Annotated in this window: 26 protein-coding genes; 12 read left to right on the top strand and 14 right to left on the bottom strand. The window is 36.8% G+C overall.

Features of this window, described 5'->3' with window-relative positions:
• Nucleotides 1-61 precede the first annotated feature (61 nt).
• Nucleotides 62-196 carry a hypothetical protein gene (locus MHH88_RS02355; protein ID WP_256093212.1) on the top strand — a complete coding sequence of 45 codons (135 nt, stop codon included), beginning with the start codon at nucleotides 62-64 and terminating at the stop codon, nucleotides 194-196.
• A 341-nt stretch (nucleotides 197-537) separates the two neighbouring features.
• On the opposite strand, the gene MHH88_RS02350 is transcribed toward MHH88_RS02355, so the two are convergent.
• The 5 genes from MHH88_RS02350 to MHH88_RS02330 all read right to left on the bottom strand — a co-directional run bounded on the left by MHH88_RS02350 (nucleotide 538) and on the right by MHH88_RS02330 (nucleotide 7957).
• Nucleotides 538-1605: a glycosyltransferase gene (locus MHH88_RS02350; RefSeq protein WP_339261364.1), complete on the bottom strand. Its 1068-nt coding sequence runs from the start codon at nucleotides 1603-1605 to the stop codon at nucleotides 538-540.
• 105 nt (nucleotides 1606-1710) lie between these two features.
• Nucleotides 1711-2460, bottom strand: coding sequence for a hypothetical protein (locus MHH88_RS02345; RefSeq protein ID WP_069512910.1), 750 nt, complete (start codon nucleotides 2458-2460; stop codon nucleotides 1711-1713).
• A 1-nt stretch (nucleotide 2461) separates the two neighbouring features.
• Nucleotides 2462-6244, bottom strand: a complete 3783-nt coding sequence (locus MHH88_RS02340; protein WP_339261362.1) for an AAA domain-containing protein — start codon at nucleotides 6242-6244, stop codon at nucleotides 2462-2464.
• A 186-nt stretch (nucleotides 6245-6430) separates the two neighbouring features.
• The gene (locus tag MHH88_RS02335; RefSeq protein WP_339262975.1) at nucleotides 6431-6985 is read right to left on the bottom strand and encodes an NADPH-dependent FMN reductase; all 555 of its coding nucleotides are present in this window, start codon (nucleotides 6983-6985) and stop codon (nucleotides 6431-6433) included.
• A 123-nt stretch (nucleotides 6986-7108) separates the two neighbouring features.
• Nucleotides 7109-7957: an NAD(P)H-binding protein gene (locus MHH88_RS02330; RefSeq protein WP_339261360.1), complete on the bottom strand. Its 849-nt coding sequence runs from the start codon at nucleotides 7955-7957 to the stop codon at nucleotides 7109-7111.
• Between the two features lie 208 nt (nucleotides 7958-8165).
• Here MHH88_RS02330 and MHH88_RS02325 point away from each other — a divergent pair, with 208 nt between their 5' ends.
• The 5 genes from MHH88_RS02325 to MHH88_RS02305 all read left to right on the top strand — a co-directional run bounded on the left by MHH88_RS02325 (nucleotide 8166) and on the right by MHH88_RS02305 (nucleotide 12414).
• The gene (locus MHH88_RS02325) at nucleotides 8166-9212 is read left to right on the top strand and encodes a CMP-N-acetylneuraminic acid synthetase (RefSeq protein WP_069512913.1); all 1047 of its coding nucleotides are present in this window, start codon (nucleotides 8166-8168) and stop codon (nucleotides 9210-9212) included.
• 211 nt (nucleotides 9213-9423) lie between these two features.
• Nucleotides 9424-9609, top strand: coding sequence for an SE1832 family protein (locus tag MHH88_RS02320; RefSeq protein ID WP_069512914.1), 186 nt, complete (start codon nucleotides 9424-9426; stop codon nucleotides 9607-9609).
• A 93-nt stretch (nucleotides 9610-9702) separates the two neighbouring features.
• Nucleotides 9703-11268 (top strand): ABC-F family ATP-binding cassette domain-containing protein, encoded by a 1566-nt coding sequence (locus MHH88_RS02315; RefSeq protein ID WP_069512915.1) that lies wholly within the window; start codon nucleotides 9703-9705, stop codon nucleotides 11266-11268.
• A 271-nt stretch (nucleotides 11269-11539) separates the two neighbouring features.
• The gene (spx, locus tag MHH88_RS02310) at nucleotides 11540-11944 is read left to right on the top strand and encodes a transcriptional regulator Spx (RefSeq protein WP_024362780.1); all 405 of its coding nucleotides are present in this window, start codon (nucleotides 11540-11542) and stop codon (nucleotides 11942-11944) included.
• A gap of 23 nt (nucleotides 11945-11967) precedes the next feature.
• Nucleotides 11968-12414, top strand: coding sequence for a MarR family transcriptional regulator (locus tag MHH88_RS02305; RefSeq protein WP_024362779.1), 447 nt, complete (start codon nucleotides 11968-11970; stop codon nucleotides 12412-12414).
• A gap of 129 nt (nucleotides 12415-12543) precedes the next feature.
• Here MHH88_RS02305 and MHH88_RS02300 read toward each other — a convergent pair whose 3' ends face one another.
• The 5 genes from MHH88_RS02300 to MHH88_RS02280 all read right to left on the bottom strand — a co-directional run bounded on the left by MHH88_RS02300 (nucleotide 12544) and on the right by MHH88_RS02280 (nucleotide 16171).
• On the bottom strand, nucleotides 12544-13092 hold the full coding sequence (locus tag MHH88_RS02300) for an RNA polymerase sigma factor (protein WP_024362778.1): 549 nt from the start codon (nucleotides 13090-13092) through the stop codon (nucleotides 12544-12546).
• A 343-nt stretch (nucleotides 13093-13435) separates the two neighbouring features.
• Nucleotides 13436-14479, bottom strand: a complete 1044-nt coding sequence (locus MHH88_RS02295) for a zinc-dependent alcohol dehydrogenase family protein (protein ID WP_069512916.1) — start codon at nucleotides 14477-14479, stop codon at nucleotides 13436-13438.
• Between the two features lie 226 nt (nucleotides 14480-14705).
• A complete protein-coding gene (locus MHH88_RS02290; RefSeq protein ID WP_339261356.1) occupies nucleotides 14706-14948 on the bottom strand; it encodes a hypothetical protein in 243 nt (80 codons plus the stop codon).
• A 243-nt stretch (nucleotides 14949-15191) separates the two neighbouring features.
• A complete protein-coding gene (locus tag MHH88_RS02285; protein ID WP_339261355.1) occupies nucleotides 15192-15833 on the bottom strand; it encodes a hypothetical protein in 642 nt (213 codons plus the stop codon).
• A gap of 77 nt (nucleotides 15834-15910) precedes the next feature.
• Complete coding sequence (locus tag MHH88_RS02280) at nucleotides 15911-16171, bottom strand: transposase (protein ID WP_339261353.1); 261 nt, start codon at nucleotides 16169-16171, stop codon at nucleotides 15911-15913.
• 657 nt (nucleotides 16172-16828) lie between these two features.
• Between MHH88_RS02280 and MHH88_RS02275 the strand changes: the two genes are divergently transcribed.
• From MHH88_RS02275 to MHH88_RS02260, 4 genes are all read left to right on the top strand, one after another.
• Nucleotides 16829-17185 carry a helix-turn-helix transcriptional regulator gene (locus tag MHH88_RS02275; protein WP_225340654.1) on the top strand — a complete coding sequence of 119 codons (357 nt, stop codon included), beginning with the start codon at nucleotides 16829-16831 and terminating at the stop codon, nucleotides 17183-17185.
• Between the two features lie 5 nt (nucleotides 17186-17190).
• On the top strand, nucleotides 17191-17727 hold the full coding sequence (locus MHH88_RS02270; protein WP_016995200.1) for an ImmA/IrrE family metallo-endopeptidase: 537 nt from the start codon (nucleotides 17191-17193) through the stop codon (nucleotides 17725-17727).
• Nucleotides 17728-17898: 171 nt separating this feature from the next.
• Entirely contained in the window at nucleotides 17899-18057 is a 159-nt protein-coding gene (locus MHH88_RS02265) for a hypothetical protein (RefSeq protein WP_016995199.1), read from the top strand.
• 145 nt (nucleotides 18058-18202) lie between these two features.
• The gene (locus MHH88_RS02260) at nucleotides 18203-18643 is read left to right on the top strand and encodes a hypothetical protein (RefSeq protein WP_339261345.1); all 441 of its coding nucleotides are present in this window, start codon (nucleotides 18203-18205) and stop codon (nucleotides 18641-18643) included.
• Nucleotides 18644-18930: 287 nt separating this feature from the next.
• Here MHH88_RS02260 and MHH88_RS02255 read toward each other — a convergent pair whose 3' ends face one another.
• Genes MHH88_RS02255 through MHH88_RS02240 form a run of 4 tightly spaced genes read right to left on the bottom strand, consistent with a single transcriptional unit; the run spans nucleotide 18931 to nucleotide 21793 of the window.
• Nucleotides 18931-20415, bottom strand: a complete 1485-nt coding sequence (locus MHH88_RS02255) for an AAA family ATPase (protein ID WP_339261343.1) — start codon at nucleotides 20413-20415, stop codon at nucleotides 18931-18933.
• Nucleotides 20416-20473: 58 nt separating this feature from the next.
• The gene (locus tag MHH88_RS02250) at nucleotides 20474-21262 is read right to left on the bottom strand and encodes a Rha family transcriptional regulator (RefSeq protein WP_339261342.1); all 789 of its coding nucleotides are present in this window, start codon (nucleotides 21260-21262) and stop codon (nucleotides 20474-20476) included.
• A 59-nt stretch (nucleotides 21263-21321) separates the two neighbouring features.
• On the bottom strand, nucleotides 21322-21591 hold the full coding sequence (locus MHH88_RS02245) for a hypothetical protein (protein ID WP_339261340.1): 270 nt from the start codon (nucleotides 21589-21591) through the stop codon (nucleotides 21322-21324).
• Entirely contained in the window at nucleotides 21572-21793 is a 222-nt protein-coding gene (locus MHH88_RS02240; protein ID WP_339261338.1) for a helix-turn-helix domain-containing protein, read from the bottom strand. Before MHH88_RS02240 ends, MHH88_RS02245 begins: the two co-directional genes overlap by 20 nt.
• 186 nt (nucleotides 21794-21979) lie before the next feature.
• Between MHH88_RS02240 and MHH88_RS02235 the strand changes: the two genes are divergently transcribed.
• Nucleotides 21980-23029, top strand: coding sequence for a helix-turn-helix transcriptional regulator (locus MHH88_RS02235; RefSeq protein WP_339261336.1), 1050 nt, complete (start codon nucleotides 21980-21982; stop codon nucleotides 23027-23029).
• 44 nt (nucleotides 23030-23073) lie between these two features.
• Nucleotides 23074-24285: a tyrosine-type recombinase/integrase gene (locus MHH88_RS02230; protein ID WP_339261334.1), complete on the top strand. Its 1212-nt coding sequence runs from the start codon at nucleotides 23074-23076 to the stop codon at nucleotides 24283-24285.
• The last annotated feature ends 20 nt before the right edge of the window (nucleotides 24286-24305 follow it).

Here is a 24305-nt window from a genome sequence, read left to right as displayed (position 1 = left end):
ATTCCCTTAACATATATTTAATTGCCATAATATTCACAAAATTGTGAAGGAGGAAAAGAAAATGCAAGCTCAAGACTTTAGACCACGAAATGTGATTATTATTACGATTATTGTTGTTTTGTCACTTATTATTGGTCACGCGATTTATGTAGATTATATTGAGGTTTCTTCATATGCAAATGAAATCGTTGAATAAGTTCTAAGGTATTCCATTGGATTGTGTAAAACTGAATCACGTGATGCGTGTGGCAGTCATTAATATGTAAGTGGAATCATCCCATAAATTTATTTTTATATCGTAATAAAAAGAAGAATCTGCATAGCACTCTTTACTGTTACGAGAGGCGTATAGGCAGATTCTTTTTTCTACACTTATGGGAGTTTATAGTGCTTTAATGGTGTGTTGCCTTGCTTCGCGGGTAAAGTGCTTTGCTCCGCGGGTATTCTGCTTCCTTTCGCGGGTAAACGCCTTTGCTCCGCGGGTATTTCACTCCGTGCCGCGAATATCACCGTGCATTACAGGAAAAAATTTCAAACTCACCTATTCAGCTGTTTGCGAAGATATTGTTGATGGTCAAGTATGTGTTGATCGTTTGGTTTATGGTGGCGTGCTGCTTCATTGTGTTCATAAGCATTTTCATAAAGCCGTAAACGATCATATAGTAGACTTAATTGATAATGCGGTATCCATGTTGAGTAAGCTCGTTTGTAAACGCCGATAGTGCAAGGCGTTACTTGTAAAGCTTGGGAATACCAATAAATTGCTTCCTTATTTTTCGATTGCTCCATAAAGTGATGGCCGATTCGACAGCATGTTTCCGGTTTTGGTTGATCATACAATAATGATTGAAAAACAGCCTGTGTCGCATTCTTGGTATCTTGTAATTGCTCATAGCAATCTGCTAAATTTAAACAAGCCTGAACTTGTTCCTCAGATGTTTCGAGTGCTGTATCTAAAAATGTATGATAGTGATTAATCGCTTCTAAAAAACGACCGTGTTGTTTTAATTCATTTGCATAGTGAAAAAAATCTCTTGGCGCAAATGAATATCCGTCTGCAATTAAACGCTCATAAATGCGTAGGTTACGAGCTGTTTGCTGCTTTACTGGTAAATGCACAACTGCTACATCACTTTTACAGATGTTACCTGTTACATCCAAAAACTCATGTACTGCTCCTCGCCACTGATAATGACGTGCACGTTTTACTAGACGGTATCTTTTTTCACTCATTGCTACAGTGCCATCCGCCTCTAACATTACAACATAATCCATTGAAACTGCATCAATGCTTGGATAAAGAAATTGCTTTAATTGTACTAATTTTTGCTGATCTTCAGATGTGAGCACATCATCAGCATCTAGCCAGAAAATATAATCTTTCGTTGCTTGCTGGAAGGAAAAATTACGCGCCTTTGCAAAATCATCGCACCACGGAAAATCAAAAATTCTAGAGGTATAGTGCTGTGCAATATCCTTTGTACAATCAGTTGAGCCCGTATCAATAATATTGATTTCATCCACTACATGTTGGACGGAATCCAAACATCTTTCGAGCAAGCTTTCTTCATTTTTAACAATCATACATAAACTAATCGTTATCATTAGGACCCTCCTTTATGTAAGTAATATATGCAGGCTATAAAATTTGCACGCTGTTATCTAAATGCACAAAAAACGAACGGTACTTGTACCGTTCGTTCTCGCATTTTATAAATATTGTGCACGCCATTGTGGCTGCTCTTGGTCTGTAAGTTGCCGTTCCAACTCTTCATCCCATTTATTTAACAAGGTATTCCATACACGAACGTAGAAAATATCTTGGTCCTTATCGTAAAGAAGAAATTCTAGACATGGAATATCATTGATTTGTTTCGCTTCTGATGTCACAATGGTTTCGATTATTTTCTGTGAGCTAGATGCTTCTTGCTCTTCTTGCTGTAAAGCAATAAGCAACATTGCTTCATCAAATTGTTCTTGCTGCTCCGCCTCTTTATCAACATAACGATAAGGAGCTGGCAACTCATCAAACTCCTCTATATCCTCTTCTCCAGCAGGGAGTATGGCTTGGTGGCATGGACTAAATAACAAAGTCGCTGTTTCGACTTCTAGCTCCTCTTCGAAAATGCCACGTGCCAACTGTTGTTGTCCTTTAGGGGTTAATGTATAGAAGCCCTCCGATTGTTCGATAAGGCGCACGCGAGACATTAATGATACTAAATCCTCAATAAACAATGGGTCTACTAGTAACAGCTCACTTAACTCCTGCACATTTTGAAACTTCGCTTCCTGCATGCTTATTAACAGCATTTGCATCAAGACATCCATCGTAGAGCGACGAATCGGCTCATATGTTACCTCAATGGTGCGAATTGGAATACACCAATCCGTTGATTTTACTATTTTGACATGACGATTTTGCTGTAACTCTCGCATTAAACGTTGCTGTATTTTCAACACCCTACATCACCTGTCCTTTATGATTACGTAAGCCATTGTAGGATTTCACCGTTGTTAAAAGATTGCTGTACATATCACGTGTATCTTGATGTTTCGCACGTTTTGCAAACATATCAGCACTACCGACAAGCATTAACAGTTCTCGCGCACGAGATAGTGCGACATTTAACCTGCGATAATCTCTCGCAAAGCCAATGTCCCCTCCCTTTGGCGTATTGCGCACCATACTAACTAAGATGACATCCATCTCCATCCCTTGGAACTTATCGACTGTGCCCGTTCTAAATTGAAGATGTGGTAACTGTAATTCCTGTTGGAGAAGGCGATTGATTTTCTTCACCTGCTCGCCATAGAAGCTAATAACGCCTACACTTTTCTGTGCATCCTGTGGTATGCGACCAGCCTTTTTCGCCTCCATCACGGCAGTATTCAAATCTGTTAAAATATGACGAATTGTTTGTAATTCTCCTTCATTATAACGACTTGTGCCGCCCTTAACTTGTTCCTCTAAAAACGGTTTTTCCGCTGGCATATCGATCCATAGCAAATGATCATCACGACCGACAAATTGCCCTTCTAAGCCATGGTCACGGGCTGCATCCGAATCTGGTAATCCACATTGCAGGCCGTTTTCTTCCTTGGCGTAAAATGGTGTAATGCTGTGCATAATTTTTTCATGCATACGATACTGCAATGCAAGCATTTGCTTATGTGTTGACGGTAGGTTATTAAATAATCGCTCAAATAGCGATTCACGGAGCAAGCTTTTCAACTCTTGCGCCCCATCAAAATTAGGATTTTCTTCTAGCATGCCTTTCAACGTTTCCTCCAACGTATCATCCCCAAGTAATGGTGGTAACTGATGATGGTCACCCACTAAAATTATTTTTTTACCTTTTAACATTGGTAATAATAGCTCTGGCGGTGTAGCCTTAGATACTTCATCAATAATCACAACATCAAACGTTGGATAGTTTTCCATAAACTCCTTGCTTGCAGAAGCAACGCATGTTGTGCCGATTACGTTGGCATGACGCACATACAATTTACGAATTTCATCTAAATCATATTCCGTGGCGTTTTGCAGCTTATCGCGCCATTGCTCTTGTAATTTCTTACGTAGAGGTAGCTGCTGTTGTTTTCGATGTAGCTCTTCTAAACTATCATTTGCTGTTTGAATAGCTTCCTTCACTTCTTCTAATGTGCGCTCTGGCGTGGATTGTAGCAATGTTGTTAAAGCCGTTAGTTGTTTTTCCTTTTTTAGTCCTTCTATATTAATGGCTTTAATTTTTTCTTCTAATTGCGATAGCTCTTCGTCAATCTCTTGTAAGCTTGCCTTAGCTGTTTGATGTGCCGCTCTTTTCGGTAAGAGCTGTGTATTTGCTTGTTCAACAGCCTGAAACTGCTGACGGGCTGTTTGCACAGAGGATTGCGTTGTAGTTACGAGCATTTTCAACTGCTCTACGGATTCTTCTGGTATAGCCTCAGCTTGGAATGTATTTGCAAGTTGTTGTAAACGCTCGGTATGAGTTAAATATGGCTGCAATTGACGCTGCAAGCTTTGTACATCGAAGCTTGTAATCGCACATTCTTGGTGTATTAAACTTGCGATATTTTTGCGGAGCGACTCAAATTCACGATCTTTATGCTCCTGTTGTTGGCGAAGTGCCATCCCCTTTTGCCACACAAAATCGCGACGCATATACAGTCCCAGTAAATAGCTTTTTAACTGTTCCACTGACGGTGTTTGCCCTTCTTGAAATGAAGCATTTAGCTGTGCAAAAACGCCGTTTAAATTTTGTAGGGAAAACGATTGAACAGGCTGTTGCCGACTTTTCGCAAGCGCCCGCTCTTTCCCTTCAGGTGAAACCAACGCTTCAAGTTTGGCAATTGCTTTTTGTAGACGCGTATTAATAGTTGCCCATGCTTCTAAATCTTTCGCATCCTCTAAATGCTCTAGTCGTCGAATTTGCTGTGCTAACACAGCTGAAGGTTGAACGTGATAATGCTGTAAAAACCGTTGAATACGTTCATAGGATGTTAATGAACCGATATAATTTTGACTTTCCTTCATTAAAAGCAAACGCTTATTTTCTTGTTCATATTTCGCTTGAATATCTTGAAACTGCGTTGTGAGCTCTTGTTTTTCTACAAGTAATTCTTTATATTGAATAGCCGTTTGCCATTGCTCTATTTTGATGGTGCTATCTTGAATCGTTTGTTGTAACTGTTCAGCAGATGCGTATTCAGCTACTATTTGCTCCTGTGATTGAATAGCGGACGCTAACTGTGCAAGCTGTTTTTCATAGTGCTCTTTTTGTGCTTCACTCGCTTCTTTTTCCGCTTTTGCCGTTTTTAACTCTTTTTTTAGCGATTGTATTTCTTTTTGTAAAATCGGTTCATCTATTGCCGCTTGCTCCTTAGCAGCAATTTCCTTTGTTAGTTCTTCGAGCCACGCTTGCAATTTCGCTAGCTCATCAGTTGTTTTACTTATACTCACTTGTAATTCTTGTTCACGTTCAGTAAAAGCAGTAATTTCTTCTTCAACAGCAGCTAATGTTTGCTCACGCCAATGTAGGGCAACATTTTCCTCAATGAATTTTTTCCCCTCTTCTTCAATACTTTCTGTTCGGCCATATCGTAAAATACGAATTTCTTGATTGGAGAGAAGTCTTCCTAAGGCATTATCTACAGCTAAGTTTGACTGCGAGGCAACGAGTGTTTTTAAGCCTGCTTTTACGTTTTGCTGGCAAATCTCTGAAATAACCGTTGTTTTCCCAGTTCCAGGGGGTCCTTGAATAACATACAAATCTTCTACAGATAATGCGCCAATTACAGCTTTACGTTGATATTCATTTAAATTATTATGAAACTCAATATCTTCACGGAGCTTTGCTGTACGGACAGTCGGACGCTTTTCGAATAAAATCGTCTCTAAGTTAGCATTTACTGCTTCACCTTTTTCAAGCTTTGTAAAGCCGTTACGTAAGCGTCGAATTTGACTTAATGTCGCAAAATTACTAAAGCTTACTTGTTTTGAGCGCAAGTTTAGCTGGTCTTTGCGCGCTTGCTCCTGTGCAAAAGGCTTTAAGTCAATTTCCACTGTTTGCTTACCAGCATTCGCTTTTAACACTTGTCCAATTTCACCACGTACCCCTTGGATGCTCACACTTAACCCTTCGAGTTGCTTCCATTCCTTCGCCTTCACATATGGACATACAAGTGTTAAACGTGAGAAATCTTCATTATAGTAGCTTTGTTTAAAATCCGTATGAATATCATCAATTGTCGCATCACGTTCTTGAATTTTTAAATAGCCTTCCCAGCTTGCAATACGCTTTTTCACATATTCTGTCCGTTCCTCTGCAATCGGTAGCTCTCTAATTTTCGTGTGAAGATCAAGTGGGATACCAGCGCCATTATTGGGCTTTGTGACAAATTGCAATGCCGCTGGTAAACGACGATTCGTACTAATTGGACCACGCATATGTACAAAACGAATATTTGTTGCTAATAACCCTTCCACTTTTAGCACGCAATCCATAATCGCTGTTTTTCCTGCCAATATACTGTCTAACTTTTCATTATGCTCTGCATTAAAATAAATCGATAAAAACGTTTCGCCAATTGTTTTTGCTTTTCTTTTTTCAATATAGACGGTCAATGTTTTTTGTAACGCAAAAAAGGCATGCTCATTTGCTGAGCATTCCTCTACCGCCTCCTTCGCCTTATTCGTCAAAATTAAATTACAGCGTTGTTTCTCTAGTAAAGCGATGTTCTGCATGAGCTGCCCTCCCTTCCGATTTCACTAAAGTATTATTTTATCATATCGTAAAAGGAATTCTGAAAAGAAAAATCCCCTGCACAGTGATTTCCTTCCACTGTACAAGGGACTTTATAATATTGCAAAATTACGCATCAGTGTAACTCTTGCTCGTCATAGCTGTTTAGGAACAGTACTTGCCTTTGTTTAATGTTGGTCTATTGTTTCTTTCGGTAATGTTTTACTCATTTCGCAGTACTGAACAAAAACGCGAGCCATTTCACGTAAACGATTATGAACATCCTCGTCTACAATTTTATTGTCTGCATCAAAATGTGATGTATGTGTATAGACATAGTTTGGTGTTACAAGCGCACGGAAGTAGTCTAAAATTGGTTTTAGTTGATTTTCAACTACTAAATGGTGCTGATATGTGCCACCATTCGCTACGATAGAAACAGGCTTATAACGCATCGTTTTCGGATGTAAGAAATCAAATGCATTTTTTAACACACCTGGAATTGAAGCTTGGAAAATTGGCGTAGCAATAATATACGCATCCGCTTCTTCAAATTTTTGAATCATTTTTTTCATATCATCATTTAATGGTGAACCATCGACAATTTGATGCTTATATTCACTAAAATGCATAATTTCTAAGTCGAAACTAGCATCGAATTCTTTAATATAATGCTCTACTTGCTCTAAAATAGCACCAGTTTTACGCCCAAACATTGTGCCATCAACGAGTAAAATTTTCATATTCATTTTGCCTCCACATTCATCTTCTACAATAATATTGTAACAAATGAATAGAGTCACGGAAAGAATTGTAGCAGTCAAAACATGAAATTCAGTCTTTAGGCGGAATGATATGAAAGGAACCTATTTTTCATTCTCGCGATGAAATGTCACCTCTTTGTCTACTACGCTTTCCTCTACTTTAAATTTATCTCGATTAATGATGACCTCTCGATTTACCTTATCCGCTTCAGTTACATCTGCACCTTTTCGCTTTTGCCAATTAAATAGCTCCTCACGCGTAAATTCTTCATGAGCCACTTTTGGAAAATTCATTGTAGCTAATTGTTGGGAAGGATAGATGGTCACTGGTTGCTTCTTGCCATGTAATGCAATAACAATCATCGCTTTTGCCACCTGCGAAGCATTGATAGAGCGCATACGTTTTAATGGTCCTACTAGCAAAGGTTTAGCAAGTTTTAACACCTTTTCGCCCGCCTTTTCGCCAAAACGAAATTCATCTCGATGCCCTACTAACAGCGATGGACGAATAATGGATAAGCGTTGCATACCAAGCTCTATTAAAGCCTGCTCCAGCTTACCCTTTACCCGATTGTAGTAAATTTTTGACCGTTCATTCGCACCCATTGCCGTTATAACAAGCAAATGTGGAATCCCTTGTTTTTTTGCTAATGAAGCAATAGCTAGTGGATATTCAAAATCCACTTTTTCAAATTCTTCACGTGAGCCTGCCTTTTTGATCGTTGTACCTAAACAACAATATAGCTCATGCGCAAATTCAATATCTTTTTCTTCTAGTGTGTCGAAGTTACGAATCTTGACCTCTAACTTCGGGTGTTCATAGTGAAGCTTTCTTCGTGCAATAACGATTACCGAAACGTATTCATCATTTTCACATAACTGTTCTATGAGCGAGCTTCCCGTTAATCCAGTGGCTCCCACGACAATTGCCGAACGCATACCCAATTTCATATTCCTCCTATCTGCCTTAACATAGACAATTACTAGATATGTATATTAGGAATAAGAACATTTGCTTATCCTCTCTATTATTCATCGGTACGACAAACGCCATTTTTGAAGTTTCACTGCATACTTTATTTATCTAATGTTAATTTTTACACATACTTGCCCATTTTTCACCATAATTTAAATAGACAGATGAAAGGATGGGATACATTTGCAAAACGAAACACAAACAATAAAACCGAAAAAATCGATTGTTTTCATAATTGAAAGCTGTATTGATAAAGGGCTGTATCCTTTTGAACGGGTTGCAACTTTGGCTAAGTTGCTTGTGCAAGAGGACGTTTTCATATTCGTCAAAACCCCTTCTAATGATGGGATTCAAATTTTAATGAATCACAATCTTTCACCAATACTATTCGATCTTTTTGACGAATTACCTAAGCAAATCAAAGCCATACAGCCTGATTTAATTGTCAGGGACGGTCGCAACTCCGAAAGCTGGCAAGTGGAAAGTTTACGACCATTCTGTAAAACGATAATTCATTTTGATGATTTTGGTGATGGTGGCCAAGCCTGCGATTGTGTGTTACTCGCACTCTATCAAGAAGTAAAAGATTATTTTCCATCTCATTATATTGGTGGCAGTTTCGCCTTTGCATTACCAGCAGCCTATCAACATTCTGAATCATTACCTGATGTTAAAGTCCCTGAAAACCCGCCTCATATTGTTGTTGCTTTTGAGGATGGGGACGAGCATAACTTAACGTATCGAACTCTTCGCCACTTAACCCAGCTACAAATCCCACTACAAATTACAGTCATGATAGATGATAGCTATCGCCATGCGACGGATGACTTGCAAATGATGGTACTTAGTCGTCGTAATACTGCCATATTGCGTGATAAAGACGCACTTCTCAAATTATTGCCCAAAGCCGATGTCATTATTTGCAATGCGAACTATACACCTTATAAAATTGCTTCTTACGGTGTGCCTTGTATTACACTTGCACAAACGGAGAACGAGCTATTACATGCTTTTCCTCGTGAGCATAATGGCTTTATTCACCTTGGTCTCGGCCGTAAGATGAAACAATCACAAATACAAAATGCGGTGATGGAGTTTTTATTGCATGAAGCTCGTAGTGAGCGGGCTGTAAAAAAACAGCGACAGCTGAATCTCGCAAGCAATAACCAAACATTGGAATCATTATTACTCGATTTCGCTTATGATCGACATAATATCGCTTCAACTTAGTGATTCTTTGAAGGTGAATATGATACAATATATTAGAATTTTTCACTTCTTTTCCCCTTGCTTCTAGTTGAATGTAGGCTAGAATTTTCAAGGGAGTTTAAAGCATCAGTACCCGATTGATTTTAACAATTAAGCGGTGGGGGATGATAAAACCTCCATCGCTTTTACACGCATTGGTAATACAAATGAAACGATAAAGGAGCGACATACGATGCCAACAAAAAGCGAGATTGAATATCAAATTAAAGAATTAAAAATGGATTATATGAATTTACAAGGCGACATTGAAAAACTTGAATCTACAGGCCATAACGACCAAGTCGCTAAAGCAGAGCAACGCCTAGCTAACATGGAAACAAAGCTAGCTGAATTAAACAAACTACTAGCAGAGCTTTAATATTTCGCATCTTGCAACTGTATTATGTATGAACAGTTGCACAGTGAATCTTTCTACACAAGACGTAATCGAAATTATGGAGGAACAACCTATATGGCAATATTAACAGTTGAAAACTTAGGTCATTCATTTGGTGACCGCACACTTTTTAAAGATGTTTCTTTCCGTTTAGTCGAAGGTGATCATATTGGTCTTGTCGGCGCTAACGGAGTTGGAAAGTCTACTCTAATGGGAATTATTACAGGGCAAACAATTCACGATGCCGGAAAGGTTGAATGGCTACCTGGTACACATTATGGCTATTTAGACCAACATACTGTGCTGACTGCTGGACGTACTATGCGCGATGTATTGCGTGATGCCTTCCTTCCTCTATATAAAAAAGAAGAAGAGCTAAACGAAATTACAGGTAAAATGGCTGAAGCGACACCTGAAGAATTAGAAGATTTACTCGAGCAAATGGCAGATGTTCAAGATGCACTTGATGCTGGTGATTTTTATTCACTCGATATGAAAATCGAAGAGGTTGCACGTGGTTTAGGTTTGGATGCGATTGGACTTGAACGTGATGTAGCTGCCCTTTCTGGTGGTCAACGCACGAAAGTATTACTGGCAAAGCTTTTATTAGAAAAGCCAAAGGTATTATTACTCGATGAGCCAACAAACTATTTAGACGAAGAGCATATTACATGGTTAAAAATCTATTTAAAAAACTATCCACATGCCTTCTTATTAATTTCCCATGATACGGAATTTATGAATGAGACAGTAGATGTGATTTTCCAATTAGAGTTTTCAAAACTGACTCGCTATACAGCTACGTACGAGAAGTTTTTAGAGCTAGCTGAAATCAATAAACGTCAACATATTGATGCATATGAAAAACAACAGGAATTCATCAAAAAACAAGAAGACTTTATCGCAAAAAATAAAGCGCGTTACTCTACAACGGGTCGTGCTAAATCTCGCGCGAAGCAGCTTGATCGTCTAGAACGTATTGACCGTCCTGAAACAGCAGTAAAACCTGAATTTGGTTTCAAAGAAGCTCGTACACCAAGCCGTTATGTAGTCGAAGCTGAAAATTTAGTCATCGGTTACGATAAAGACAAGCCCTTACTACCACCACTTTCCTTCATGATTGAACGCGGTGAGAAAATTGCCTTAGTCGGTATGAATGGTGTTGGTAAATCTACATTATTGAAAACGATGCTCGGTAAAATCAATCCGCTAAGTGGTACAGTTATTCGTGGGGATTATTTAGCACCTTCTTACTTTGAACAAGAAGTAAAGGCAGATAAAATTACACCAATTGACGATGTCTGGAACGCCTTCCCATCCATGGAGCAGGCACAAGTACGCGCCGCATTAGCACGTGCTGGATTAAAAACAGATCACATCACTCGCCCTCTTAATTCTTTATCTGGTGGTGAGCAAGCGAAAGTTCGTTTATGTAAGCTCATGATGGAAGAAGCCAACTGGTTACTATTTGACGAACCGACAAACCACTTAGATGTCGATGCAAAAGAAGAATTAAAACGTGCTATGAAAGAATTTAAAGGCACAATCGTACTCGTTAGCCATGAACCTGATTTTTATGAAGGTTTAGTAACGAAAGTATGGAATGTACAAGACTGGTTCACATCTGGTCAACAAAGCTAAATACTAATAAATAGTGCCAGTCACCCACACAATTGTGTGGGTGACTGGCACTTCCTCTAAACTTACATCATTGTAAGCTTATTTAATGAAACTTTTCCCTCTTTCCAGCGTATATTTAGTATAGATTAAAAAATATCATATTCTCTTAAATGTTTTTTAAATAACTATTGATTTATATATAGCTTACTAGTAAGATATATGTATAACCTATTTAACTTACTGATAAGCTATTCATAAAATATAATCTAACAAAGAAAGCGGGGAATGAAGAATGACAGTTACAATTTACTCACAAGCGAGCTGCTCTTCATCCAGAAAAGCATTAAAATGGTTAAAAGAACACAACATTGAATATAAAGAAAAACGTATTACATCACATCCTCTTACACTTGCTGAATTTAAAGAAATTTTAAGCATGACAGAAGATGGTACTGATGAAATTATTGCCACAAACTCAAATGATTTTAAAAATCTTAATATTGATATTGATCAGCTTTCTATTCAAGAGCTATACGCGATTATTCAGGCGCACCCAAGAATGTTACGTAGCCCTATCCTTATAGATGAAAAACGTATCCAAGTTGGGTACAATGAGATGGACATCCGTCGTTTTATTCCGCGTAAAGTACGTGCTTACGAGTTAAACGCGATGACAAGATTGGCTCAAGAAAGTTAAAAATGTTTTGGAGATGACCATATATGGATCAAGAAAAACAACAAGCCATTACCTCATTATTTGAAGTCGTCTCTTCTATCGAGCGTAAATGGGCAAACGAGTGGAATAATCATAATGTACTCGGCTTTTCAAAATCCCATATTTTAATTTTAGACTACTTATCGCAGGAGGGACCAAAGCGCCCTTCTGCTATAGCTGAGCGCTTAAAGGTTACAACCGGTGGCGTCACGGTTTTAACGACCAAACTGATTAATGCTGGTTTTATCGAAAAAACACAGCACGCTACCGATCGCAGAGCCTCACAATTAGTTATTACGACCGAGGGTGAAGATATCCTTGAAGAATCACGTCAACAAGTTAGTGAAATTATTAACAATATGTTTGGCATGCTGTCCGCAGAAGAAGTGCAAACATTACGTGATATTTTTGCCAAGTGTTTACTAACTGTCGATACTAATCGTCAAGATTAAATTTTCAGCTTTATGTAGAAACACGAATAAGGATGCATCGCAAATTATTGTTTGCAATGCATCCTTATTTGGATTGGCCGAACGAATACTTCCGTCTAAGTAGTTAAGATAGTGCGACCAATGTTTTTATTACGCTGGTAGCACAGCCTCGACGATTGACACATCAGCCATAAGCATTTCTTTTAAGCGCGCTTTCGCACGGAATAAACGAGATTTCACCGTACCAATAGAAACCTTCATAATAGTAGAAATTTCAGCAAGTGAATATTGGTCTATGTAGAAATACCATAAAGTTTTTCTATAGATTGCATCTAGCTGTCCCATTTTATCCTGTACCAGTTTTGTCACAATCTCTTTTTCAATTTTTTCTTCTGTTGAAATTTCATTATTGGGAACCAAATCTAAAATCGGTACGTCTAATGTTTCAGGTTGGTTCATCATGTACTTACTGCGTCGTACTTTTTTTCGATAGCGATCTCTAAATGTGTTCATTGTAATTGTTGTTAGCCAAGCTTTAATATGTTCTACTTCGGCAACGCTATCTTCGTAGCGTACGACTTTGACCCAAACTTCTTGCATCAGATCTTCTGCTTCTACATTATTACGAGTAAGTTTCAAACATAAATGGTATATATAACGATTGTATTCCTCATATACGCCTTCTAATTTTTCATTCATTGTGTATTCCTCCGCTTCTTGTTCTTGCTTCTATACACATTCTCGCAAAATAATGTATTACACTCTATCGTATTGGCTTTCAATTTCATTACAATCGTGTAAGCTTAAATGCTTTTACTTGTAATATTCGTAAAAATTGTTTTACTACTATATCTCTTTTATAGAGAAAGACCTATGAAAACCCTTACAAATTCAAATTCAGTAAGCTTACTATTACTTTTGTCTATATAATGATTCGGTTATCGCTAATACCGAGCTTTACACATTACCTTTATCAGTATTGTGCAAGATATACAAAAAGCTCTTAAAAGGTTTTACCCGCTTTAAGAGCTTTTTACGCTATTTATTGAAAATCTATAATGATTTTTAATGCATGCTCTTTCGCAGCATTAGCAAATGTTTCATATGCTTCAATCATATCGTCAAATTTGAATTGATGTGTTACTAATACTTCCGGCTTAATCTTTCCAGTTTCTAAAGTTTTTAATAATAATGGTGTAGTATTTGTTGATACTAATCCTGTTGTAATTGTCACATTACGAATCCATAAATCTTGTAATTGTAGTTCGACAGGTTTACCATGTACCCCCACATTCGCTAAATGACCTCCAGGAGATAATATACGTTGACAAATATCGAATGTTGCAGGGTAACCTACAGCTTCAATTGCTACGTCTACACCACGACCATCCGTAAGCTCAAAGATTTTATCAATTGTAGCTTGAGCATCACGTGAATTGATTGTCTCTGTAGCACCAAATTTCTTGGATTCTTCTAAACGATTATCATCGAGATCAATCATGATAATTTTTGAAGGGGAATAAAATTGCGAAGTTAATAGTGCAGACATTCCAATTGGACCTGCACCTACGATAGCTACTACATCACCAGGTGAAACTTGTCCGCTTAATACACCAACTTCAAAGCCTGTTGGTAAAATATCAGAAATCATAACAGCAGCATCATCAGAAATCCCTTGAGGAACGTGATATAAAGAGTTGTCCGCATGAGGTATGTGTACGTATTCTGCTTGTGTACCATTGATTAAGTGACCTAAAATCCAGCCACCATCTTCACAGTGTGCATATAATGATTTTTTACAATAGTGACATTTACCACAAGACGTCACGCATGAAATAATTACCTTATCTCCTACTTTGAAGTTTGATACACCTGCGCCTACCTCTTCTACAATACCAATACCTTCATGTCCTAAAATCGTTCCCTCTTTAACGGCGGGCACATCACCACCTAAGATATGTAAATCCGTACCGCAAATTGTTGTTTTTACTAGACGCACCACTGCATCACTATCTTTCACTACACGTGGTTTTTCAACTTCACGTAATTCTTTTTTACCTGGACCTGCATATACTAGAGCTTTCATTTTAGAATTTCTCCTTTCAAAAAACAATTTGGATATGATTGGGCTTACAAAACTCCAACACACATTAAATATAAATAATTTTTATAAAAACGTCAATATTCAGGACACTTATAAGTTAATTTTTATAATTTTAGAGGCAAACGAGCCTTCTTAAATGCTATAATACACACCATTTAAGAAGGCTCTCTACTTCCAATTATTCTAATTTACCCATTGAAGCATGACTCTAATCAGTATATTTCACCCATACTTTATATCTCTTACCATTATCTATTGTGATTTCTGTAAGAACTCTGAATTCATTTATCTGAGCAAGTCTAAAAGCTAAGGAATAAGCTATTTTATAATCTGGTGTATCATAACCATCATACAGTCTTGCATATATTTCATTTCCTATTGAATCGGCCCATACATCTGCTTCGTATAAACTATCGAATATAGTATTTTCTCGTTTCCATCTAAGTGGCATCTTTAATCCTTCTATCTAGTAAATTTATTTTACTGCACATTCAAGGTAAATCAGTGTAGTATTTTTAACCTCAATAGATTTGTAGACTTAATATACTACTTCAAATATAATTAATTATTCAGAAAACATAAATTATTTGGACATCCATAAGTTAATTTTTATAATTTTTAGAGACAAACGAGCCTTCTTAAATGTCAGCCTATATACCATTTAAGAAGGCTCTCGGATTCAAATTATTCTCATTTATCTTATGGAAGCATGTCCTCGACGAAGTCGATTTTCCGAACCTGTTAAAAATGGTACAATCGCTTGTAAACATTCATCATCATATAAATACTCTTTAAAAACAATTGGTGGTAATAACAGCTCTTTTTCCTTACAAGCTTCTTTACAATGTTCAATAAACGCTGGTTGTAGGCTTGTATATAGTACTGATGGCATTGGAAACTGGTCATATGCTTTCTTTATAGCCATTACCATTAAGTCTTCACTTACTAATTGATCGAAGCTGAAGCCTGTTATTTTCTTTGTATGGACATCTATAATAGACGCCATATAAGTCCAACCTTGATGCCAAGTTGGTACGTAACTTATATTAATTACCCACTTTTCGTTAGCTTTTGTCGTTTCAAAGCCTACATTTACTATCGGTTCTGGAACTTCTTCTAGCTGTGCTTCCCTCGCCTTTTTTAATACGCGCTGGACCTTCCGCAAACTCCCTTGAAAGCCTCGCATTTTCAATATTTCATATAGCTGTGCACCATTATAAAGTTGCCCATCTTCAACAAAAATTTGTTCAATTTCCTCTAATAACTCTTCCGATGCCGACTTTCTTGATGACTGTTGCTTTTTTTGCAACCCACTGTAGTAAGTACTTTTGGGCAAGTCTAATAGCTCACAGAGTACTTTAACAGCATGTTTTTTACTTTCCCGTTCTATATAATCAATTACATCTGTATCATCTAATTGGCTGCGAATATGGTAATAGCCTTTTTTAAAATATCGACCTCTTGTTTTAATCGTTCGTTTTCTTTTTGTACTGTTAATACTTCTGCCTTAGTTATATCGGTGACGCTATCAACAGGTGTATATAACTTTATCCATTTATATATTGTTACTTCAGATATACCATATTCGCTTGATAATTTACTGACAGCGGTGCCGAGGCGATATTGTTTTACAAGCTCTAATTTAAAATCAGGTGAATATCGTTTGTTCCCCATACAAACCCCCCTTTTTCTCCTATTTATAATAGTTGCTATTCATAACAATGTCTAGGTAGATGAAGGATAGTTCCGTAAGAATCATCGCTATTGCAGCAATAAATAATGTTTTGGAAAGCATTGCTACGACAGGATTCCCCAACCACATTATGCTATACTATTTCTATTATTTCCGGGATGCAAGGCAGAACATCAACATGCTAGAAACCCTTATGTATCAACAGTTTAACTGTAATCTAGTATCAATAATAATTGCAAGATAATGCATGTAATAGCTTTGAATTGGGGCTGAGTGGGGCTAATTAAAAACTAGGCGAGCGTGTGTATAGGAATGTGTAAGTTATTTAGATTGGGGCTAACCACTTCAATCTTTTTTTATTTGGTAACATAACAGGCACCTACACTAGGTATGTAGATGCCCCGATGATCCATTTTGCGATCTATAAGTGTTACCTATCGTACAGCTTCAATGGCTTGCCCTTCTTTATGTACCTCATAAATTTTATCAATCTATTATTACAAATAGAGCAGCACAAAAAATAATTTGATATATGTATATCATAAATAGATTATTCATTCATCAAAAATGTTGACTAGGTTATCATCATTGTGTATATTATAAATGTACTAATAATTTAGCGAGGAGGAGGAACGACTGTGCTAACTTCATTTGGTAAAGAATTGCGTAAGTTGCGAATAGAACATGGTGAACTTATGAAAGATATGGCAAAGAATTTAGGTGTTACAGTATCTCATTTATCAGCTGTTGAAAATGGGAAAAGAAATGTTCCTCGTTCATGGATAAACGATATAGGAGAATTATATAATTTATCTACTGAACAATTTGAGAAGTTAGAAGATTCATTTTACGAGGCACAACAAAGTGTTGAAATTTCATTAGAAAATCAAAGCCAAGAGGATATGGATGTACTTTTTGCTTTAGCTCGTCATTATGCAGATCTTGATAGTGATGATAAGCAGAAAATATTCAATATTCTGAAACATAAGGAGTGATGCTCATGACCAATCTCTCAGCTGACCCGATGTCGAAGGTGGACATTCGACGTGTAGCAGAAGCACTTAGAAAGATTCTGGGGTTAGGTGTACAAGATGCCTTTCCAATGATTAAATTTTACGAGTTAATCTTACCACGTATAGATAAAAATTTTAATTTACAAGTTGTTGATGAAGGCGAATTGGGAGGAGCATATGCAAAAACATATCCTCTGACTAGAGAAATTATTTTAGAAGATCGAGTATATGATGGAATTACTGAAGGCCAAGAAGTTGGTATTCACATGTTTACCGCTGCTCATGAATTGGGTCATTACTTTCTCCATACACACGAAAGACTAAGTCTAAATCGTGATAAAGGACAATCTAAGCGCCCTGCCTATATGGATCCAGAATGGCAAGCGGATGAATTCGCAGGGAATTTACTTGTACCTGAAGAAGCTATAACTCCTGGAATAACTGCTGGAGAAATAGCAGAACGATATAAAGTTTCAAAAGCGATGGCTCGAGTAAGAATTGAACGTGTACTGAGTAATAAATAAGGAGGTTTTATGGATGTATAAGAATAAAAAAAATAGATCCTGCAAAGGACCTACTTAAATAAATGTAGTGAATTAATAACTAATTATTACTGAACTTTTCGCAGGGTTCCTCGTAATAATAGCATTAATTCTTAGTCCTTTGCAAGTAAAATTGCAAAGGAGGTTATTTCAATGACGAACCAAAAATTAGTTTGGTCTGAAAAACACCAGTCAATGGGAATTTTCCGTGCTTGGCGTAAAGACCCTCGTACTCAACAGATTATTTGGGCGAAAACGTATGGCTATCGAGCTTGGTTTATTCCAGTAGCTGAACTAGAAGAACAGGAATAATTGAAGTGGGCTGTCCAATAATGGGACAGCCTATTCTTCCATCTTGCCTCTTTTTAGTCTCTTCTACAAAGTGTTATTTAAAATAAACAAATCGCAAATTCACACAAAATTTTTTACTAAAATTCACAAAAAAAGGAGTGTTGGTATGGCATTAATCAGAGGCTATGTAAGATTACTAGAAGGTCTCACTTCAAACTGGCTAAATGTAGTATCTGTTATTGTACTTGCAGTTTTTGTAAGCTGGTATAGTGTAGACTTTAATAACGGTCTTCCAAAACCCGAAACTATTTTTGAATTTGGAAAATACTACTTTGGTAGTCCTGGTCCCTATTTGTTTGGGCTTTCCTTAAATTTCATCTCATCTATAGCTGTAATAACATTAGGATTAAGCTTTATTTATTTCTCATTTAGAGAAAGATACGAATATCAGACCTGGTTTTTAGTTGCTACAGGAATTACTGGCTTTGCCTTATTATTTACTTCTCTTTATTTTTGGAGCTATTTCCTTCTACTACTGATTACATTAATAATAATCGCAATAATTTGTTATTTCGTATTATCTGCATTAGCCGATGATAAAAGATAATTTGAAAGGAGCCATTCACAGGCTCCTATTATCACTAGTGTGTGGCGGGCATGTGCTAAGCCCACCACTTTTTTCTCTTGACCTTTTGACTGAAAGGGAAATCACAATATTATGGGGAATAATATTGGTCTGTTTCCCTATGAAAACATCGAATTTTCCCTCCTTTTTTTCTTCCCTTGTAACAGGGAAAAGTAAAGGAAGAAAACTCGATATTTTCACGGAAATTGTAATGATTCCCTCCCGATATTTTCCGTAATTATCACAAGGGAAATTATTGAGATTTTCCCTCATTCCCTCCACGTCACTATCCCTTTATCTACTACAAATTTACCGTGTTCTTTAATATAATTTCGTATAGTTTTTTCTGTGAAGCCTGTATGTTTAGCTAAACTAGTTATCGTTACAATTTCATTTTCATCATTACATGCTTCAAACGCTGCCTCTAATGCACTAATACGTTCATTAAGTCTTAGCTTATTCGGTCTCTTCTTATCGAAATTAGTTTTCCAAGTTTGTTCTGCATCTAACTTTATATCTTCCAAGATGCCCGTTTCATCAATTCTGTGTACAGGATACTGGAACCACACATTAACGGCTTCAAACTTTGGATACTCACGTAGAGTTCCTTCTACACGCCACGCTGAGCGCATATTAATTGTTTGAACCGCCTGGCTTATCTCCTCTTCTGCTTGGGCAATTAAATCGGGAGTTAACGCTTGAGTTGCATGATATTCCATTTGTAAGAGGCTTTGCTCGTGGTCTTGCAAAACATGGTCAGCGTAATAATTATCATTCATTTGTTTGATGACATTGGCGTAAATTTGACATGTCACGTTATTAGCTTGTCGTTTTAAAACATCCTCACTTAGCTCATTTTCCACTAAGTGAAGTAATGCGTCTGGCTCACAAGCTAATAGATTTGATGATAATAAAAAATCCATAGACTTTTTATTACCATGTCCAATTGGGTTATGATGGTGACAGTAGATAACGCTGCTACCTAAATCAGTAGCGATTTTATCAAATTGATTCGTAAAGTACGCCCTTTGATTAGCGTTGTATTCATTATGAGATAATAATTTATGGAGTGGATCGATGATGATGGCCACGTAGCCTTTTTGCTGTGACGCTTCAATAATTTCTGACGCTAATCGATCAATTGATATTAATTGACCACGTAGATTCCATATATCGATATTGTCACTGTTATAAGGATGGATCCTTAATGCTTGATAGACATTTTTAAAACGATGAAGCACGCTAACTCTGTCTAAATCTAAATTGATGTACAATACTTTCCCTTGCATACACTGCCAGCCTAACCACTTAGCCCCTTCTGCTATGGCAATTGATAATCCGATTAGCGTGAATGACTTACCAGCTTTCGATGGGCCAGCAATCAGCATCTTATGCCCTTGTCTAAGCACACCATCTATTAATGGAGGTGCTAAATCTGGTAATTGATTAATTAGCCCGCCTAAATTTTCAGGATTCAAATGTCTCTGGCCGTCTTTCAGTCTTTCTTCATAGCCAGCGACTATTTGTGTGACGCCTGCATCATTCTTAATATTTGAGTAATCAAATAAGGCCCATTGTGTGAAGCATTCCCCCGCTTTATAACGTGTTGTATCTTGCTGACTCCATTTGTCCCAATCACTTGCGGTATAGCCCTCGTTTTTAAGAGCTATACCAACATTTAGCCATTCTTCGTATGATAAAGAACTAGGATCTGTGTGGGTCAATAACGGAATTGAATCCATTTTATGTTCCAAATTTTTCGCCTACTTTCATTTATGGCCTATTCCTATATACATATCTTACGAAGAGTTGTTAGCCAGCAAACATAAACAGTTCTAACAACTCGTTAAACATTGATGGATAGTATAATGGCTGCGTTTCTTTTGGGTTATGAGGATTTATTGCATTATCTCCATATTTACGTCCTTCCTCTGTCAATGACTTGAATTCCTTTGTGCCACCTTTTGAAGAAGGTCGTTCCTTAATCTCCAGTAAACCTAGTTCAATCAGACGTGTATTTACTTTTGCTGCACCCATTTTCACATCATGTTCTTTTAAGAGTTGAGTTAAGGATACTTTTAGTTCCTCACCTTCTATATACGTTGGTAAATGATTCGTTGGTACGCCATGTTTCTTGTGGGCTTCCTCTAACATTCGAAGCTTAGAAGGTTCGTCCACACGTAATATTTCAGTAGCGTACTTCACACCAATTAGCTGTTTTTCAAATTCCACAGCGTTATTGTTTGATGTAGAATGATTTAAAACTTGCTCCATTTCTCCAAATCTAGTAACATACGTTGCAGTAAATAGAACACCCTTTTCACCAGTCATTTTGTTTGCTACCATGTCACACCCTTTACGAGTGAGGAGATAACAAGGACGTACCTCTCCTTTATCATCTGTGTAGCTATGTTTGATAAAGAAATCAACCACCACAAAATTGTTGTCGTAAAGCGTTTGAACAAAACCTTTAGTTTTACCGTCTTTTGTTCCTTCTAACATTCGCAGGATTTCCCAATGTTGTTTTCCAACCATTTCCGCCACATCACGACTATCCGTCACTAACTGACCATTGAATGTAACTACTTTTAATTGATTCATATTAACGCCCCTTTCATTTTTGACCTATTCCCATGTACACGCCGCCAAGCTGTGTATTTTCACCATTCATGCGTTATAGCACTAATAACTTCAAAAGCCTGTTTGGCTGGCCACCAACGTTTGCGATTTCTCCTAATCTCAATTGCTCGCATACGCACATCACATATAACATCGCTTTCTAAAAAGCGCGGTGACATATTCGTTAGTTCTGCCATCTTTTTTAGATCGATTAACCACAATACTTCCCTTACTTCTTCATCAAGCCGCTTCTCTATGTACTTTCGAATGGCTTGTTTATCCAGATTTACTTCAATGTTTGCTGGTAACATTAATGTTCACCCCTTTACTTAACTGTGCTAGCCAATTATCAACGGTTTCACGATGAAACAATATTTTTCCACCTAACTTTACATAAGGTATTTCATTAGCTTTAACCCTGCTATAGACGGTACCACGAGAAATTCCAAGATAATCAGCAACCTCTTTAACAGTCATAGTTACTTTTGTTAATACCTCTTTGTTTTCATTCATCCTTTCACCCCCACAAGAAACTTTAAGAAACAAAACCTCAAAATTTTTAAGAAACTTTAAGACACTTCAAAAGTAACATAGTTTTTATTTAAACACAACAAAATAAGACACTTTAGGAAACAAAATGTATGTTTTTCTCACTATTTGCGATATAATAAATAAAATTGAAAAGGAATGTGAAAAAACATGAATGTAGATAAAGAAGCGCTCGGTATGCGAATATCAAACATCAGAAAATCAAAAGGATTGACTTTAGAGGCGTTCGGAGAATTGATAGATGATGCTGGAAAAAGTGCCGTCTCAAAATGGGAAAAAGGTATAACAATCCCAAACAATAAACGGTTAAAAAAAATCGCTGAATTAGGAAATATAACTGTTGATGATTTAATGTTTGGAAGTTTGGGAAGCTTTATTTTCTATAATTTAGAAAGCTTACTTCCTTCTGACTATAAATTTTTATCCGGGGTCATTCCTATGGGTACTTTACAAATACTAATCAACAAAATAAAAGAAAGAAATATGTCTATAGCAGAAATAGAGAAAATAAAAAAAATTATTGAGCAAGAGCTGCCTACAATTATTATTGAATTAGAAAAAGAAGCTGACGTAATGTTGAATTATATTTCCAATAATATAGAGAATAAAGAAATCGCCTCTCGTTACTTTTCTTTTAGTGGTTTACCTATCGCACATTCAGATGTTCAATACATTTTCGATAATGCAAAACATCTTACTTTTAAAGAAAAGTGCTTATTAAGTTCAAAAATAGAAGATTTGTTCAATTATTTATATGGATTGGCCCATGATCAAATATATATGGTTGAATCTGCAGCATATCTAATCTCGGATAATGAATTATTAAATCTAAAAAAAATAGACTTCAATAATGAAAATTTAGAAACACATTCCGTTACGTATAAAGATTCCTATAAAACTTTCCCAAATAAATATGAACACTATAGTTTATTAATAGACATAAGTAGTTCTAATAAATGTGATTTAGTAAGGGAAGGCGATTGTGTACACATTCATTATTATCCTGATTTTAAAAGGGAATTTTTGTATGAGCATTTTTCTAACGAACGAATGGCTGTACTTTTCGATGGAAATTTTTATATAGGACAAATAGTTGAAGCGCAAGTTTTTGAAACCTACTCAAATGGAAAAAAAGTAATTTTCGATTTGAAAAACATTGAGTTGTACAATATTTTCCACATAATCTCTGTGTATTATTAATTTACTCGCCTATTCCTATACACACGCCGCCAAGCATGGAAGGAATGGACAAGGTGAAATTATATAAATCTGCAAAGGAACCTGAAATATATCATTATTTCAATGCGAAGAAAGAAAAGCTGTGGATGTTTCGGCATAAGTATTATGATTCGACTGGAAAACGCCGTGAGAAGAAGAAAAGTGGCTTTAAAACAGAAAAAGCAGCATTGAAAGCACTACTGGAAGTGAAGGCTGCAATGCTGAATGGTGATAAAAAGTATGTAGAAAATGACCAGATAACTGTTGGTGCTTGGCTAGATATATGGTATGACACGAATAAAGGCAAGTGGAAAAAAGGGACACAGGTTCAACGTGAAATCATTGTGCGTGTTCATTTAAAGCCCCTGCTTGGTCATTACAAGCTACAAAAGTTAGATAAGCAAACATATCAAAGAGTTTTTATTAATGCTCTGGTCGGTGAATACGAGCCAAGTACAATACATGCCTGGCACACTATCTTCAAAATTGCGATTAATGCAGCAGTTGAGGAAGAGATACTTAATCGGAACCGCTTCACGAAAGTAACTATCCCAACTAGTACCAAAAAGAAAAAGGAAGCATCTAACTTCCTTACTCCAGATGAATTGGTCGTTTTTTTAGAAGATGCCAAGCAAAATGAAAATGTTACCCACTACACTTTTTTCCTCACAATTGCTTACACAGGTATACGCCGAGGTGAAGCATTAGGACTGCAGTGGAAGAATATAGACTTTAAAAACAACACTATTACTATTGAGCGTACTAGGGATGTTATCGGCGTCCACACACCAAAAACAATGAATAGCTATAGAACTATTCTAGTTGATGAAGCGATTATGAAGCAACTCGAAACTTATTTAAAATGGTGTAAAAAGGCGTTATTTAAAAATGGCCGTAAGTTACAAGATGACTTATCAAAAGATGATACGTTTGTGTTTATATTTGAACACGCTTGTGATCCGATTGCTCCGACAAGTCCTACTTATGCATTTAATAAAATTTTAGATCGGACTGGACTGCCCAAAACAACGATACATGGTTTACGGCACACACATTGCACCATCTTGTTAAATCGTGGGCTCAATGTGAAAGTTATTGCCGAAAGATTAGGAAATACACCAAAGATGATTATGGATGTGTACGGTCATGTTCTAAAGGAATTAGAGGTAGAATCTGTTTCGTTGTTCAGCCAAACTTTACAGGCTAGTGGGGCTAAAACTGTGGCTAATCAATTGTAAAAGCTCTTTAATGCATTGCT

It is taken from the genome of Lysinibacillus sp. FSL K6-3209 (genome assembly GCF_037976175.1).
Classification (GTDB): domain Bacteria; phylum Bacillota; class Bacilli; order Bacillales_A; family Planococcaceae; genus Lysinibacillus; species Lysinibacillus sphaericus_D.
The sequence above is the reverse complement of the archived record's forward strand: the minus strand, read 5'-3'. Positions and strand labels throughout refer to the sequence as shown.